At 75.0% G+C, this 15341-nt stretch carries 14 protein-coding genes; 3 read left to right on the top strand and 11 right to left on the bottom strand.

The annotated features are described in order from the left end of the window. Positions 1-66: 66 nt before the first annotated feature. Positions 67-534: a MarR family winged helix-turn-helix transcriptional regulator gene (locus ACZ6K0_RS12100; RefSeq protein WP_376398868.1), complete on the bottom strand. Its 468-nt coding sequence runs from the start codon at positions 532-534 to the stop codon at positions 67-69. A gap of 111 nt (positions 535-645) precedes the next feature. On the opposite strand from ACZ6K0_RS12100, the gene ACZ6K0_RS12095 reads away from it, so the two are divergent. Beyond that, entirely contained in the window at positions 646-2115 is a 1470-nt protein-coding gene (locus ACZ6K0_RS12095) for an MFS transporter (RefSeq protein WP_469231840.1), read from the top strand. Positions 2116-2172: 57 nt separating this feature from the next. On the opposite strand, the gene ACZ6K0_RS12090 is transcribed toward ACZ6K0_RS12095, so the two are convergent. After that, positions 2173-3018, bottom strand: a complete 846-nt coding sequence (locus ACZ6K0_RS12090; protein WP_376398862.1) for a VOC family protein — start codon at positions 3016-3018, stop codon at positions 2173-2175. 144 nt (positions 3019-3162) lie between these two features. Here ACZ6K0_RS12090 and ACZ6K0_RS12085 point away from each other — a divergent pair, with 144 nt between their 5' ends. Continuing rightward, a complete protein-coding gene (locus ACZ6K0_RS12085; protein WP_469231838.1) occupies positions 3163-3777 on the top strand; it encodes a GNAT family N-acetyltransferase in 615 nt (204 codons plus the stop codon). Here the strand turns inward: ACZ6K0_RS12085 and ACZ6K0_RS12080 are convergent. From ACZ6K0_RS12080 to ACZ6K0_RS12050, 7 genes are all read right to left on the bottom strand, one after another. Further along, positions 3744-6512 carry a fumarate reductase/succinate dehydrogenase flavoprotein subunit gene (locus tag ACZ6K0_RS12080; protein ID WP_469231836.1) on the bottom strand — a complete coding sequence of 923 codons (2769 nt, stop codon included), beginning with the start codon at positions 6510-6512 and terminating at the stop codon, positions 3744-3746. The genes ACZ6K0_RS12085 and ACZ6K0_RS12080 overlap by 34 nt on opposite strands. A gap of 31 nt (positions 6513-6543) precedes the next feature. Next, positions 6544-7320, bottom strand: coding sequence for an ABC transporter ATP-binding protein (locus ACZ6K0_RS12075; protein ID WP_469231834.1), 777 nt, complete (start codon positions 7318-7320; stop codon positions 6544-6546). Then, complete coding sequence (locus ACZ6K0_RS12070; protein WP_376398851.1) at positions 7317-8189, bottom strand: ABC transporter permease; 873 nt, start codon at positions 8187-8189, stop codon at positions 7317-7319. The genes ACZ6K0_RS12075 and ACZ6K0_RS12070 overlap by 4 nt, the downstream gene beginning before the upstream one ends. After that, positions 8186-9541 carry an ABC transporter substrate-binding protein gene (locus tag ACZ6K0_RS12065; RefSeq protein WP_469231832.1) on the bottom strand — a complete coding sequence of 452 codons (1356 nt, stop codon included), beginning with the start codon at positions 9539-9541 and terminating at the stop codon, positions 8186-8188. Before ACZ6K0_RS12065 ends, ACZ6K0_RS12070 begins: the two co-directional genes overlap by 4 nt. A gap of 14 nt (positions 9542-9555) precedes the next feature. After that, complete coding sequence (locus tag ACZ6K0_RS12060; protein WP_125741086.1) at positions 9556-9783, bottom strand: 4Fe-4S dicluster domain-containing protein; 228 nt, start codon at positions 9781-9783, stop codon at positions 9556-9558. A 106-nt stretch (positions 9784-9889) separates the two neighbouring features. After that, positions 9890-10657 (bottom strand): GntR family transcriptional regulator, encoded by a 768-nt coding sequence (locus tag ACZ6K0_RS12055; protein WP_469231830.1) that lies wholly within the window; start codon positions 10655-10657, stop codon positions 9890-9892. 169 nt (positions 10658-10826) lie between these two features. After that, on the bottom strand, positions 10827-11735 hold the full coding sequence (locus tag ACZ6K0_RS12050) for a helix-turn-helix domain-containing protein (RefSeq protein ID WP_469231828.1): 909 nt from the start codon (positions 11733-11735) through the stop codon (positions 10827-10829). Between the two features lie 142 nt (positions 11736-11877). Between ACZ6K0_RS12050 and ACZ6K0_RS12045 the strand changes: the two genes are divergently transcribed. Next, on the top strand, positions 11878-13413 hold the full coding sequence (locus tag ACZ6K0_RS12045) for an alpha/beta hydrolase (RefSeq protein WP_469231826.1): 1536 nt from the start codon (positions 11878-11880) through the stop codon (positions 13411-13413). A gap of 133 nt (positions 13414-13546) precedes the next feature. On the opposite strand, the gene ACZ6K0_RS12040 is transcribed toward ACZ6K0_RS12045, so the two are convergent. Continuing rightward, the gene (locus tag ACZ6K0_RS12040) at positions 13547-14356 is read right to left on the bottom strand and encodes an ABC transporter ATP-binding protein (protein ID WP_376398835.1); all 810 of its coding nucleotides are present in this window, start codon (positions 14354-14356) and stop codon (positions 13547-13549) included. Then, positions 14353-15339 carry an ABC transporter ATP-binding protein gene (locus ACZ6K0_RS12035; RefSeq protein WP_376398832.1) on the bottom strand — a complete coding sequence of 329 codons (987 nt, stop codon included), beginning with the start codon at positions 15337-15339 and terminating at the stop codon, positions 14353-14355. The genes ACZ6K0_RS12040 and ACZ6K0_RS12035 overlap by 4 nt, the downstream gene beginning before the upstream one ends. Positions 15340-15341 lie beyond the last annotated feature (2 nt).

The raw sequence follows: 15341 nt of genomic DNA, 5'->3' as shown, positions 1-15341 counted from the left end.
AAGCGGGGCCCGTGGCCGGATCGGCCACGGGCCCCGCAGGGGTGTGCGTGAGGAGCGGATTCGCCGTCAGGGGCGGGGCCAGGGGCGGCCCTCCAGGCGCTCGATGTCCCGGTTGAAGCGTTCGAGGAAGCCGGCGAACCGGGCCACGTCCTCGGGCGACCAGTGCTCCATGACCCGCTCAAGACCTTCGATGTTCGAGGCCCGGTCGGCGTCGAGGCGGTGCTCGCCCTCCTCCGTGATGCGGAACTTGCGGGCGATGCCGCCGTCGGGGTCGGGGATGCGCTCGACGACCCCGGCGCGGAGCATGGCTGCGGTCTGGCGGTTGAGGGTGGAGGCGTCGAGGCCGAAGGCGTCGCTGAGCTGCCCGATGGACATCGGCCCGTGCATGCGGATGCGGCTCAGCAGGACGTACGCGCTGCGGTCGAGCTGACCGCCGGCGGCCCGGGAGCGGGGTGCGTACAGGTGGGCGTGCCGGCCGAGCAGCATGGTCTCGAACTCGACCAGGTGAGTGGGCTTGTCCACGGGCTTGTCCATGGGGGCATTCTCCCTCGCGGCGAGGTGCTGTGCATCATGCATGACTTGTGTATCACGCAGGGAATGTGCATGATGCACATCATTCATTGTGGAAGAACCGAGGGAGAACCCGTGGACGGCTCCAAGCCCGAAGCCCGCACCGGAGGCGTCGTCGGCGTCCTCGCCCTTGCGGGCATCGTGGCCGCGCTCATGCAGACCCTGGTGGTGCCGCTCATCGGCGACCTGCCGAAGCTCCTCGACACCGCCCCGTCCAACGCCTCCTGGGTGATCACCGCCACCCTGCTCGCCGCCGCCGTCGCCACCCCCGTCGCCGGCCGTCTCGGCGACACCCTGGGCAAGCGCCGGGTCCTCCTCGCCTCGATCGTCCCGCTCATCGCCGGCTCCGTCGTCTGCGCGCTCGCCTCCTCCGTCGTCCCGATGATCGTCGGACGCGGCCTCCAGGGCCTCGGCATGGGCGTCGTCCCCGTCGGCATCAGCCTCCTCCGGGACCTCCTGCCGCCCGAGAAGCTCGGCGGCTCCATCGCCCTGATGAGCGCCTCCATGGGCGTCGGCGGCGCCCTCGGCCTGCCCTTCTCCGCCGCCGTCGCCGAGAACGCCAGCTGGCGCGTGCTCTTCTGGGTCGCCGCCGCCTTCAGCGCCCTCGTCGGCCTCCTGATCTGGCGCGTCGTGCCCGCCGGACCGCGCAACCCCGCCCCCGGCCGCTTCGACGTGCCGGGCGCCCTCGGCCTCGGCGCCGGCCTGATCGCCCTGCTGCTCGCCGTCTCCAAGGGCGCGACCTGGGGCTGGGGCAGCGCCACCACCCTCGGTCTCTTCGCGGGCTCGGCCGTCGTCCTGCTCGCCTGGGGCGTCTGGGAGCTGCGGACGCGTGACCCGCTCGTCGACCTGCGGGTCACAGCCCGCCCGGTCGTCCTCCTCACCAACGCGGCCTCGGTCCTCGTCGGCTTCGCCATGTACGCGCAGTCCCTGGTCGTCCCGCAGCTGCTCCAGCTGCCGGAGGCCACCGGCTACGGCCTCGGCCAGTCGATGATGGCGATGGGCCTCTGGATGGCCCCGGCGGGCCTGATGATGATGGCCCTGGCCCCGCTCGGCGCCAAGCTGTCGGCCGCCCGCGGCCCCAAGATCACCCTCTCGGTCGGCGCCCTGGTCATCTCCGTCGGATACGCCTCCTCGCTCGCGCTGATGGGCTCCACCTGGGGTCTGCTCGTCGTGACGCTCATCTGCAACACCGGAGTGGGGCTCGCCTACGGAGCCATGCCGGCGCTCATCATGGGCGCGGTGCCGCAGGCGGAGACCGCGTCGGCCAACAGCTTCAACACCCTGATGCGGTCCATCGGCACCTCCGTCTCGGCCGCCGTCATCGGAGTCGTCCTCGCCCAGATGACCACCTCGTTCGGCGGGCACGCCCTGCCCTCCGAGGACGGCTTCCGCGCCGCGATGCTCATCGGCGCCGGGGTCGGCCTCGCGGCCGCGGTGGTCGCCGCGCTCATCCCGGCGGGCCGTCCCGCGACCGGCGCGGACGGCGCACCCGGCACCGGGACCGGGACCGGTACCGAGGGCGCCCCGCGCGCCGCCCTGCGGTAGCCCGTACCGCTCACAGGGTCCAACGGCCTCATCGGTCTCATCGGCCCCGGCGTTCGCTCAGTCGCGATCGTCGGGGTCTTCGGACACGTCCTCCTCCGTCGGCGCGTCCAGGGTGAACAGTGCGCCGTCGGGGTCCCGGACCACCACGCGATGCAGGTCCGCGCCCTCCGGAGCGCGCACCCCGCCCCACTCGCCGCCCGGCACGACCGACCCGCCGTGCTTCACGACGGCGGCCGTCGCCGCCTCCAGGTCGGGCACCCGGAACCGTACGAGCCAGCGCGGACGCAGCTGCGGACGTGGCGAGGCGGACTCGACGGGCCCGCTGTTCAACCGGGCGACGGCCTCGCCGTGCCAGCGCAGCACCACCTGCTCCCGCTCGTACGAGACCTCGACGCCCGCCGGGTTCCCGTCCGCCCAGCCGAGCACCCCGCCGTAGAACACGGCCGCGTCGAAAGCGTCCCGCGTGTGCAGCTCCAGCCAGGCCGGCGCCGTCCGCTCGCCCACGCGCCAGCGCGAGATCAGCCGCCCCTCCCACACGGCGAACGCGGCGCCCTCCTGATCCGTCGCGAGCGCCGCGCGCCCCCGGGGCGGGAAGGCCACCGGCCCGACGCCGACCGTGCCGCCGCGCTCCCGGATCCGCGCCACCGCCGCGTCGGCGTCGTCCACGGCGAAGAACGCCGTCCAGGCCACCGGCACCGCCATCTCGGCGGCCACCGCCGCGATCCCGGCCACCGGCACCCCGTCCCGCTCGCCCACCGCGTACGCGTCACCGAGCGCGCCCCGGCGGAACGTCCAGCCCAGCACCGCCCCGTAGAAGCGCTCCGCCGCGTCGAGGTCGCGCGCGGCCAGATTCAGCCAGCACGGCGCGCCCACAGCCTCCGCGCTCACCGTCACCCTCACCATCTCCTCGGTCCACCGTCCACAGCGGGTCTCCCGACGCCGCCCCGCGCCCCTTCCCCGCCCGGCCGCCCCGCATGCGCGCGTTCACCCATGTGCCACTGATCACCACGCCGCCGAGTGCGCCGACCGGCCGGATATCGTCCGATCATGAGCACGCGGCACGTCACCGAGCAGATCACCCTCCGGGAGGCCCCCGCCCGAGCCCCCGCCCACGGCGCTGCGGCCCTGCTCCTGCGTCCGTGGACGGACGAGGACGCCGACGTGCTCGTACGCCACCACGCCGACGCGCTGCTCCGCTCCTGGCTCGTCACCCACCTGGACACCGCGGGCGAGGCCCGCCGCTGGGTGGCCGACCAGCGCCGGGGCTGGGCGGCGGGGACCCGGGCCGCGTTCGCCGTCGTCGAGACCGGACCGGCCGGGCCGTCCGCACCCCTCGGCCACATCGCCCTCACCACCACGGACGCCGGCGCGGCACCCGTACGGGCCGGCTACTGGACCGCCGCCGAGGCGCGCGGTCGCCGGATCGCGTCCCGGGCCCTGACCCTCGTCTCCCGATGGGCGGTCTCCGAGGACAGTCCGTTCGCCGGACGGGCCCTCGAACTCGTGCACACCGTCGGCAACGAGGGCTCCTGCCGGACGGCCCTCGGCTGCGGCTTCCCCCTCACCGGCACCCTCCCCGCCGACCCGCCCGCCCGGTCCCGCGCCCAGCACCTCCACACCGCGGTGGCTCAGGGCGTCTCGCGCGGTACGCGGGAGGCGTAGGCGCGGACGTCGGCGTCGGGGTCGTCGGCGGCCCCGGCGAGCGCGGCGCGGGCCGCGGGCTCGGCGCCGTGCCGGAGCAGGGAGAGGACGGCGGCCTTGCGGACGTCCGCGTTCGGGTCGGCGAGGGCCCGGGCGAGCGCGGGAACGGCCAGGGCGGGCGGCGCGGCCCGCAGGGCGGTCGCCGCGCCGGCCCGGACCTGCCAGGCGGCATCGGAGAGCGCCGCCACCGCGGACGCCGCGTACTCCGGCGGGCAGCCCGTACCCGCGAGCGCGGCCAGCGCGGCCCCCCTGACCAGCGGATCGGCATCGTCGAGCAGCGGGTCGAGCGGCTTCGGGGCGGGGGCGCGCACGGCGGCGAGACCCCGGGCCACCGCGACCCGCACCTCGCGCGCCTGATCGGCGGCGGCCCCCGCGAGCTCCTCGACCGCGTCCACCGAGACCAGGGCCCGGACGGCCTGGATGCGGACCTCGACGTCGGCGTCGGCGAGCGAGGCCGCGTACAGCGCGGCGGCACCGAGCCGCAGGGCCCGCAGGACGTCGAGCGCCGCGACGCGCACGGCCGGGTCGGGCACGCCGAGCGCCTCCCGCAGGCCCGCCGCGAGCGGTGGCTCGGCGGGCAGGACCTCGACCAGCTCGCGCAGGGCGGCCGCGGCGGCGGCCCGCACCTGCGGTGCCGTGTCCCGCAGGTGCGCCGCGAGCGCCGGTCCCGCCCCGGCCGGGGCGGTCTCCCCGAGCGCGGTGACGGCGGCGGCCCGGACCCCCGGATCGGCGTCGTCGAGGTAGGGCCGGAGCGCCGCCAGGTCGGGGGACTCCTCGACGAGCGCCAGGAGGCGCAGCAGGGTGAGGTGGGGCGCCGGGGCGGTGGCGGCCCCCGCCCGGTCCCGCGGCGCGGTCGCGGCCGGCCGGGCGGCGGGCACCCCGTCCCGAGGGCCGGCCGTCGCCACCGGCACGAGCGCGACCTCGCCGAGCGGCCGCTCGGGGCCGGCCGGCGGCGCGAACTCCGCCACCGGCACCACGTACGGCTCGACCGGCCGCGCCGTGAACTCCATCGCCCCGGACGGGGACTTGCGCAGGTCGAGGTGGTGCAGCCAGCCCTGGTCGTCCCGCTCCGGATGGTCGAGACGCTCGTGGTACAGCCCCCACCGCGACTCGGTCCTCGCGAGCGACGCCCGCGCCGCCATCTCGGCGCAGTCCCGGATGAAGCTCACCTCGGCGCACCGCATCAGCTCGTGCGCGGTGCGCGCCCCCATGCCGGCGATCTCGTCCGACATCCGGGTGAACGCCTCCACCGCCAGGGACAGTTTCGCCCCGGTCTTCGGCGGCGCCACGTAGTCGTTGACGAACCTCCGCAGCTTGTACTCGACTTGGGGCTGCGGCGGACCGTCGGGGTGAAGCAGCGGCCGGTAGACGAGCTCGTGCGCGGCGGCCAACTGGTCCGCCGGAAGCTCCCCTTCGTACGCCCGGTACCGCGCCGCGTCCTCGCCCGCCAGGTCGCCGAAGACGAAGGCGCCGATCATGTAGTTGTGCGGGACGGAGGCCAGGTCGCCGGCCGCGTACAGCCGGGACACCGTCGTGCGGGCGTGGGCGTCCACCCGTACCCCCGAGGCGGAATGGCCACCGCACAGGCCGATCTCCGAGATGTGCATCTCGATGTCGTGGGTCCGGTAGTCGTGCCCGCGCCCCTCGTGGAAGGTGCCCCGGGTCGGCCGCTCCGTGGTGTGGAGGATCGACTCGACGGCGCCGATGGTCTCCTCGGGCAGATGGCTCAGCTTGAGGTACACCGGGCCCCGGTCGGAGGCGAGTTCGGTCGCGAACTCGGACATCATCTGCCCCGACCAGTAGTCCGACTCCACGAACCGCTCGCCGTGCCGGTTCACCTGGTACCCGCCGAAGGGGTTGGCGACGTAAGCGCAGGCGGGACCGTTGTAGTCCTTGATCAGCGGGTTGATCTGGAAGCACTCGATCCCGGTGAGCGCGGCTCCCGCGTGGTACGCCATGGCGTAGCCGTCGCCGGCGTTCGTCGGGTTCTCGTACGTCCCGTACAGGTAACCGGAGGCGGGCAGGCCGAGCCGGCCGCAGGGCCCGGTGGCCAGGATCACCGCACCGGCCCGGACCGTGACGAACTCCCCGGTACGGGTGTGGAATCCGGCGACGCCGACGGCCCGGCCGTCGTCGGGGTGGGTGAGCACGCGGACCGGCATGACCCGGTTCTCGATCCGGATCCGCTCCCGCATCTCCCGGCGCCGCAGCTGCCGGTAGAGGACCTTCTTGACGTCCTTGCCCTCCGGCATCGGCAGCACGTAGGAGCCGGACCGGTGCACCTGGCGGACCGCGTACTCGCCGTGCTCGTCCTTCTCGAACTTCACCCCGTACGACTCCAGCCGCTGGACCATCGCGAAGCCGCGGGTCGCCGTCTGCCGGACGGTGGACTGGTCGACGAGGCCGTCGTTGGCGCGGGTGATCTCGGCGACGTAGTCGTCGGGTTCGGCCCGGCCGGGGACGACCGCGTTGTTGACCCCGTCCATGCCCATGGCGAGGGCACCCGAGTGCCGGACGTGCGCCTTCTCCAGGAGGATGACGTTCGCGCCGCGTTCGGCTGCGGTCAGCGCGGCCATGGTGCCGGCGGTGCCGCCGCCGACGACGAGCACGTCGCAGGAGAGCTCGGTCGCGTCGGCGAGGGCGGGCACGGAGAGGGCGGGTGCCGAGAGGGCGGGGTCGGCGAGGGGAGTGCTCACGGGATGCCTTTCACAGGGCTTTCGAAGGGCTTCAGAGGGAGTCGAGGACGCGGCGGCGCAGCGCGGCCGTGGCCGGTGCGTGGCGGGCGTCCCGCGACCGCGGGTGCGGTACGTCCAGGACCTCCCCGGACGCGAACAGGACGACCCGGTCGCCGAGATGGAGGGCCTCGTCCACGTCATGGGTCACGAAGACGACGGTCGCGCCCGTGCCGCGCAGGATCTCCACGAGAAGGTCCTGCATCCCGGCGCGCGTGTGCGCGTCGAGCGCGCCGAACGGCTCGTCCATCAGGACCGCGCGGGGCCGGCCCGCCAGCGCCCGGGCCAGCTGCACGCGCTGCCGCTGTCCGCCGGACAGCTGGTGCGGCAGCTTCTGCGCGTGCCCGGCGAGCCCGACCCGCTCCAGCCACTCCTCCGCCGCGCGCCGCCGCTCGGCCCGGGGGACCCGGCGGATCGCCAGCGGCAGCTCGACGTTGGCGCGGACCGAACGCCAGGGCAGCAGGGCGTCGTGCTGGAAGACCAGCGCCCGGTCGGCGCCCGGCCGGACGATCGGCTCCCCGTCCTGGGCGACCTCCCCGGCGAGCGGGGGCAGCAGCCCGGCGAGGGTGCGCAGCAGCGTCGTCTTCCCGCAGCCGGAGGGACCGACCACGGTCAGCAGCTCGCCCGGCGGGATCCGCAGCCCGGCGGGGGCGGCCACGGCCGCGCCGCCCGGATGGCCGAGCCGTACGCCGTGCAGGGCCAGTTCCGCGCCGGCGCCGGGATGCGCGCCGGTGCGCGGGTGCGCCTCGGTGGACGGGCTCACGACACTCATGACACCGGCTCCTTCTCCGCCACGGGGACGGCGGCGGGGGTACGTCGGAAGGCCGCGGTGGCGACGCCGCCCGTCGCGCGGACGGGACCGGCGGTCCCGCGCGCGGCCGGGCGCGGAAGCCAGGCGGTGACACGGCGCCCGAGCACCTCGACCGCGGTGGAGGTGAGCCAGCCGAGGACGCCGATGGTGGCCATGCCGACGAACACCCCCGGGTAGTCGACGACCGTGTAGTCCTGCCAGGTGCGGTAGCCCACCCCGTACTCGCCGGAGATCATCTCCGCCGAGATCACACAGATCCACGAGACGCCGATGCCGACCGACAGACCGCCGAAGATGCCCGGCAGGGAGCCCGGCAGCACCACGGAGAACAGCACCCGGAGCCGGCCGCCGCCCATGGTGAGCACGGCCTCCTCCCACACCGGGCCGAGCGCGGCCACCGCGTGCCGGGTCGACACGAGCACGGGGAAGAACGCCGCGGTGAAGGTGATGAAGACGATGCCCTGCTCGGTGGTGGGCAGCAGCAGGATCGCCACCGGTACGAGGGCGATGGCCGGGATCGGCCGGGCCACCTCCACCAGCGGGCCGAGGAGGTCGGCGGCCCACCGGGACCGGGCGACGGCCGTCCCGGCCGCCACTCCCAGCACCGCGGCGAGGAGGAAGCCGACCACGATCCGGCGCAGGCTGTGGCCGAGATCCTGCCAGTACGCCTCGGTGCCGAGCCGGTCGGCGAGCGCGGCGGCGACCTCCCCGACCGTGGGGAACTGCTCGAACCGCAGCCACAGCGTGACGTCCAGGGCGGTCAGCAGCTGCCACAGCCCGAGCGCGGCGCCGAGCGAGGCGACCCGCAGCAGCCGGCGGCCCCCGCTCACGACGCCGCCCTCAGCGCGTCCGCGTACCCGACGATCCGGGCGCCGGCGTGCCCGGCGACGTACCGCTCTGCCCCCGACCGGGTGACGAACGCCCGCGGTCCGGAACCGTCCGTGACCCACACCGCCCGGTCGGCGAACCAGAGCGTCCCGGTCACCGCGTCCGGCACGTACGCGGCCCGCACCTTGTCCTTGCCCGCCGCCGCGACGGCCTTCAGGAGCTCCCCGGGAGTCGCGAACGTACGGGTCGTGCCCTGCCCCTTCAGCCACAGCTCGGACCTGGCCGCGCCGGCCTTCGGGTAGGCGGCGTCACGGACCGCCCGGCGCAGGGGCGCCGCATCGACGAAGGCGTCCACGTCGACGTCCTTCACGAGACCGGCGGCCTTCAGGACCGACACGTCGTCCTTCAGCGCGGCGATCAGCTCGGGACGGAGCGCCGGGTCGAACGTGGCGATGCCCTGGGAGCCGTTGTAGAGGTAGACCACCTCGGCGGGGAGGCCGGTCTCCTTCGCCACCGACTCGGCCGCGGCGACGGGCCGGGACCGCAGCTCGTCCGTCGCCCGCCGCTGGGCCCGCAGGAAGTCGTCGAGGACCCCCGGCCGCCGGGCGGCGAAGCCCTCCCGGACGGTGACGCCGTGGAAGGTCGGCAGATCGAGCTCGGCTCCGTCGTACAGGGCCGTGGCCCGGCCCTGGAAGGCCAGGAGACCGGGCCAGGCGACGAACTGCGACAGCGCGTCGACGTTGCCCGACGTCAGGGCCGAAGCCCCCACGCTGGGCTGCTGGTTGAGCTTCTCCACGTCCTTCTCCGGGTCGATCCCGGCCCGTTGGAGCGCGCGGACGAGCGTGCCGTCGGCCGCCGATCCGACACTTGTCGACACCTTCTTGCCGCGCAGGTCGGCGAGCGAACGGAGCGGCGAACCGGGCGCCGTCACCACGGTGTTGAGCCCGCCGCGCGGGTTGTACCCGGTGACCGAGACCAGCCGGGTCCGCTCCTTGAGCTGGACGCCGCGCGCCGCGTTGATCAGCAGCGGGAAGTCGCCCATCGAACCGATGTCGATCTTCCCGGCCGTCATCTGGGCGGTGATCGGGGCCCCGGTCGCGTAGTCCTGCCACACCACCCGGTAGGTGACGCCGTCCCGCTTCCCGCGAGCGGTGAGCTCCTCCTCGAAGTAGCCGAGGGAGCGCAGCAGCGTGCCGGCGGTGACGGTGTTGATGGTCTTCGACTGGTAGCCGACGGTCACCGTGACCGTCTTCGCGCCGTCCTCGGCGTCGGCGCCGGTCGCGCCGCCGCAGGCGGTGGCCAGCGGCAGCAGCAGGGCCAGGGGGAGCAGGGGACGGAGTCTCTTGAGGTTCATGGGGGTTCGGCCTTTCACCGGAGCAGGTAGGGCATGTTGACGGTGACCGCGCCGGTGGGGCAGCGGGCGGCGCACGGGCCGCAGTACCAGCACTCGTCCACGTGCATGTACGCCTTGCCGTTGTCCTCGCGGATCGCGAGCGAGTCGAGCGGACACATGTCGACGCAGAGCGTGCAGCCGTCGATGCACTTCGACTCGTCGATGGTCACGGGCACGTCGGCGCGCTGGGGGACGAGAGGCACGGCTGTCTCCAGGAAGGGGGTACGAGAAGGGGGAAGTGGGGGTGCGTGAAGGGGGCGTGGGGGTACGAGGACGGGGACGTGGGGGTACGAGAAGAGGGGGGTGGGGTCAGAGGGAGCGGCGCAGGACGCCGCTCATGGTGATGCGGTCGCCGCGGAACCGGATGAACTCCAGGTCCACCGGCCGTCCGTCGGGCAGATGCGTGAGCCGCTCCAGCATGAGGACGGCCGCCCCGCGCGGGGCCTGGAGCACCGCCGCCGAATGGGCGTCGGCGTTGACGGCCTCCAGAGTGATCTCGGCGTGCCCCAACGGGCCGCCCGTGAGCTGCTCCAGGAGCCGGAACACATCCGTGTTCTCCAGGTCGCAGCCCAGCAGTTCACCGCCGATGTCCATCGGCAGGTACGACAGGTCCAGCGAGAGCGGCAGCCCGTTCAGGCGGCGCAGCCGCTCGATGCAGAGCACGTCCGCGTGCTCGGGCAGGCCGAGCCGGTGGGCCACCGGCCCCGGCGCTCCGACCGGCCCGACCGTACGGACCTCGTTCGTGACCCTGCCGTGCTCGTGCAGGGTCTCGGCAAGCCCCCGGAGGCGCTCCAGGCCGTGCGGGAACTTCTCGCACACCACCACCGTGCCGACCCCCGGCTGCCGGGCGACGATCTGCTCGCCGCGCAACAGGTCGAGGGCCTGCCGGACGGTGTTCCGGCTGGCCCGGAAGTCGGCGGCGAGCGCGTCCTCCAGCGGCAGCACCCCGTCGGGGAAGCCGCCCGCCAGGATCTGGTGACGCAGCAGGTCGGCGAGCTGCCGCGCCCGGTCCGCCCGCAGGCGCCGACGGCGGGCGGCGGCGAGCGGGAGGGCGGCGGAAGCGGGTTCGGCTGGCATGCCACGGAACGTAGCGGCGGACGGGACCGGGTGGTGTTGCCGCAGTATTGCGCCACCTGACGGCCTCTCCGTACGCCTCTGACCTGCGGCGACGTCGGGGGCATGGCGAGATCCGCCACCTGGCCGCCCAGCGTGTGGACGCCGGGTGCCCACGATGCGGATGGTCCCGTCAGACGGCCCGGGCCTCGACCTGGGCGTGCAGGGCGACGGAGAGGTGGTGATGGAGGGCGCCGAGGACCGGCTCGCCCGGAGCGAAGAGACCGGTGGCGAGCTTCCAGTAGCGCTGGATCACGGGACCGTCGTTCCGGGCGAGCAGACCGAGGAGACGGCGGCGGAAGACGGGGGTGTCGGGGGCGCCGAGCGCCAGCGCGTACGCGGCGACGAAACAGTCGAGAGCCTCACCGCGTACGGCCGTCGAGGACGCGGCCAGCGCGTACGCCTCGGCCAGCCCCTCGTACAGCACCTCCGGCCGGTACTCCCCGTCCGGCAGCGGCGGCGCCGGCCGGAACTCCGGCCGGTCGACGCACGGATCCGTGACCAGCTCGTGCAGCCGGGCGAAGGCCAGCACCTGCGCGGGGCTCGGCTCCCGAGGGGGCAGCGGCACCACGGAATCGAGGACCGCCGACACGGTCCTGGCCGGCAGCCGCACCGGCAGCGCCCGCCGCCAGAAGCGGACCAGGGCGGTCGTGTCGGGCGGCATGGCCACGGCGCCGACCAGCCGCAACCGCTCGGCGCGCTCCCCGGCCGCGCAGTCCCGGACCAGCCGCAGCGACGCCTCGCGCCAGCGCAGCGCGGTCAGTTGGGAGGTCACGTCGCGCAACTGCCCCGCGACGACCTCCTCCAGGGCGTCGTCCCGGTCGAGGACCCGCTCCACCTCCGGCACCGGCAGATCGAGGGCGCGCAGCGAACGGATGAGCCGCAGCCGCCCGAGCGCCTCGGGCCCGTACCGCCGATGCCCACCGGAACTGCGCCCCGCCTCCGGGAGCAGACCCCGGTCGGAGTAGAAACGCACGGTCTTCACGGTGACCCCCGCCCGCTCGGCGAGGTCCCCGATGCTCCACAGCCCGTCGGACTCCACGGGTCGAACCCTACGTCGGCGCTCCCGAAGTTCCCCCCGAAGTCCCCCGAAGCTCCCTCTTGGACCTCGCTCTTGAATCTCCCCCAAGGGGAGTTCCTAGCGTGGCCGCGACGCATCGACCAGGAGTCACGAGGAGACGATCATGACGGCGTTCGTGCTGGTGCCGGGGGCCTTCACCGGGGGCTGGGTGTGGGAGGAGACGGCCGTACGGCTGCGGGAGGCGGGCGCGGAGGCGTACCCGGTGACGCTCAGCGGCTCGGGCGACCGGCGCGGCGAGGCCGGGCCCGGCACCGATCTGGAGACGCACGTCGAGGAGCTGGTGCGGCTCGTGGACGGGATCGGGGCGACCGACGTCGTCCTCGTGGGGCACGGTTACGGGCTCCATCCGGTCCTCGGCGCCGCCGACCGGCTGCCGGAGCGCGTCTCCCGGGTCGTCGCCCTCGACACCGCCCTCCCGCAGGACGGCGAGGCGCCCGTACGCTCCGTGCCCGACCCGGAGGTCCGGGCCCGGCTCGCGGACCCGACCCGGGCGGCCGAGAACCACGGACCGGTCCCGCCGCCGACGCGCGACACCTGGCCGCGCTGGGGCAGCACCGAGGGCGTCCCGGCCGCGGCGCTGGACCGCCTGGAGCGGCTCGCCGCCCCGCAGCCGCCCGGCACGCTCACGCGGCCGCTGCGCCTGACCGGTGCCGGCTCCGCCCTGCCGGTCACCGGCGTCCTGTGCACCGCCAACGGATCGAGCATCGACCTGGTCGAGATGCTGGTGGAAGTGGGCCCGCCGCAGATCCGGGCGCTCGCCGACGACCGGGTGCGCTTCCTCGAACTGGCCACCGGGCACTGGCCGATGCTCTCCGTCCCCGAGGAGCTCGCCGAGACGCTGCTGCGCGCGGCGGCCGGAGAGGGCCACCGGGTGAGCGCCCCCGAGCGCGTCCACGCCCCCGAAGGGCCCACGCACCTCCTGCCGTTCCTCCTGGACGTCCCCGAGGCGCCGCGCGAGCGGCGGGGACGGGTCGACCTCCACCTGCCGGAAGCGGGCGGACCCGGGGACTCGCCCCGGCCGGCCGTGGTCTTCGTCCACGGCGGGCCGATCGCCCCCGACCAGCGGCCCACGCCGCGCGATACGCCGTTCTTCCTCGGATACGGCCGCTACGCGGCGAGCCTCGGTGCCGTCGGCGTGACCCTCGACCACCGGCTGCACGGCCTCGCCGACTATCCGCGGGCCGCCGACGACCTCGCCGAGGCGGTCGAACTGGTCCGCGCCGACCCGCGCGTGGACGGCGACCGCATCGCCCTCTGGTTCTTCTCCACCGGCGGACTCCTCGCGGCGGACTGGCTCGCCGCGCCCCCGCCGTGGCTGCGGTGCGTGGCGGCGAACTACCCCGCTCTCGGGCCGCTGCCCGGCTGGGGCGCAGTGGAGTCCCGCTTCCGGCCGGTCGACGCGCTCGCTCCGGGACCGGGCGCGCCGCCGGTCGTTCTCACCCGGGCCGGACTCGAACACCCCGCCTTCGCGGCGACGGTCCAGGAGTTCCTGGACGCCGCCGCGAAGAGCGGGGTGGAGGTCGAACTCGTCGACGTGCCGCTGGGCCACCACGGCTTCGAACTGACCGACCCCACCGACGCGTCCCGCGCCGCCGTGGAACGCGCGATGCGCTCCGTCCTCCGGCGGCTGCGGGCCTGACCCCCGGGCCGCGCGCCCGGTAACCGGGCCGCGCGACCGCGCGCGAGGCGTGCGACCGGTCACCGGCCCCCCGACCGGTGACCGGCGACAGGTGACCGGTGACCGCGACGCCCGTCGGCCCACCGGTGGTCCGTCAGCTCGCCGCCGCGAACCCGCCGCGCCGGGGCACGGAGTCGAGCAGGAGCCGGGTGTACGGGTGCTCCGGGGACTCCAGTACGCGCGAGGTCGGGCCGGCCTCCACGACCTGACCGGACTTGAGGACCATCACCTCGTCCGCGATGTGCCGGACCACGGCCAGGTCGTGGGTGACGAACAGGTAGCCGATGCCCGAGTCGCGGCGGATCGTGGCGAGGAGTTCGAGGATCTGCGCCTGGATCGACACGTCGAGCGCGGCGACGGCCTCGTCGAGGACGAGGACGCGGGGCTCCACGGCGAGGGCGCGGGCGATCGCCACGCGCTGCCGCTGCCCGCCGGACAGCCCGCGGGGGAGGGCCGAGGCCTCGCGCGTGCCGAGCCCGACCTGGTCGAGGAGCTCGGAGACCCGGGCGGCGCGGGCGGTCGCGTCGAGGGCGGTGTGGAGGCGGAGCACCTCGTCGAGGCAGCCGGAGACGGTGATCCGGGGGTCGAGCGAGAGGTACGGGTCCTGGAAGACCATCTGGATCTCCCGGGCCCTGGCCAGCCGTTCGGCCCGGCCCCGGGGCAGCGTGGAGCGGTCCCGGCCGTCCAGGCGGACGGTGCCGCCGTCCGGGCGCTCCAGACCGACGAGCATCCGGACCGTGGTGGTCTTGCCGCTGCCGGACTCGCCGACGATCGCGAGGGAGGATCCGGGCGCCAGGGTGAAGGACACGCCGTCGACGGCCGTGTGGTCGCCGTACACCTTCCGCAGGCCGTCGACGACCAGGCCGGTCTCGACGACCGGGGCGTCCTTTGTCGACACGGTCACAGCATGATCCCTTCGTCGGCGCGGTGGCAGGCGGCGAGTCCGTCGCCGTGCCGGGCGAGGACCGGCTTCTCCTGGGAGCAGCGCGGTACGGCGTGGGCGCAGCGCGCGGCGAAGGCGCAGCCCGGCGGCGTCTCGGCCAGGGAGACGGGCCGTCCCGGGATGGGCCGGGGCGCGGGGGAGCCGGGTTCGATGCCCGGCGTGCAGGCGAGCAGGCCCGCCGTGTACGGGTGGCGGGGCCGGTCGAACAGCTCGTCGGTGCCCCGCGTCTCCACGATCCGGCCCGCGTACATCACGTACACGCGGTCGCAGACGGCGGAGGCGAGTTCGAGGTCGTGGGTGACGAAGAGCATGCCCGTGCCGCGCTCGGCCCGCAGGCGGGTCAGGATCCGGATGATCTCCGCCTGGGTCGTGACGTCCAGGGCGGTCGTCGGCTCGTCGGCGACGAGCAGCGCGGGTTCGGAGGCGAGCGCCGCGGCGATGACCACCCGCTGGAGCATGCCGCCGGAGAACTCGTGCGGCCGACGGCGCAGCGCGCCCTTCGGGTCGCGGATGCCGACCGCTTCGAGCAGCTCCAGGGCCCGCGCGGTCGCCGCGGCCGGCGGGGTGCCGGCCGCGCGCAGTCCCTCGGTGAGGAAGTCGCCGACGCGGCGGAGCGGATTGACGGAGGCCCGCGGGTCCTGGAAGACCATGGAGACCTGCCGGGCCCGCAGCGCGGCCAGCTCCGTGCGGTTCATGGCGAGCACGTCACGGCCGGCGACCCGGACCTCGCCGGTGGTGCGGGCGCCCCCGGGCAGCAGTCCGAGGACGCTGCGGCAGGCCACCGACTTGCCCGAGCCGGACTCGCCGACCAGGCCGACGCTCTCCCCGGCGCCGACCCGCAGGCTGACGCCGTCCAGGATCGGCCGTCCGGCGCGGCCCTCGGGGAGCCGGACGTCGAGCCCGTCGATCTCCAGGACCGGCGTCGTGCCGCTGTGTTCCTTCATGC

The organism is Streptomyces sp. NPDC042346 (genome assembly GCF_055581845.1).
Note: the sequence above shows the minus strand (reverse complement) of the source record. Positions and strands in the feature narration are given on the sequence as shown.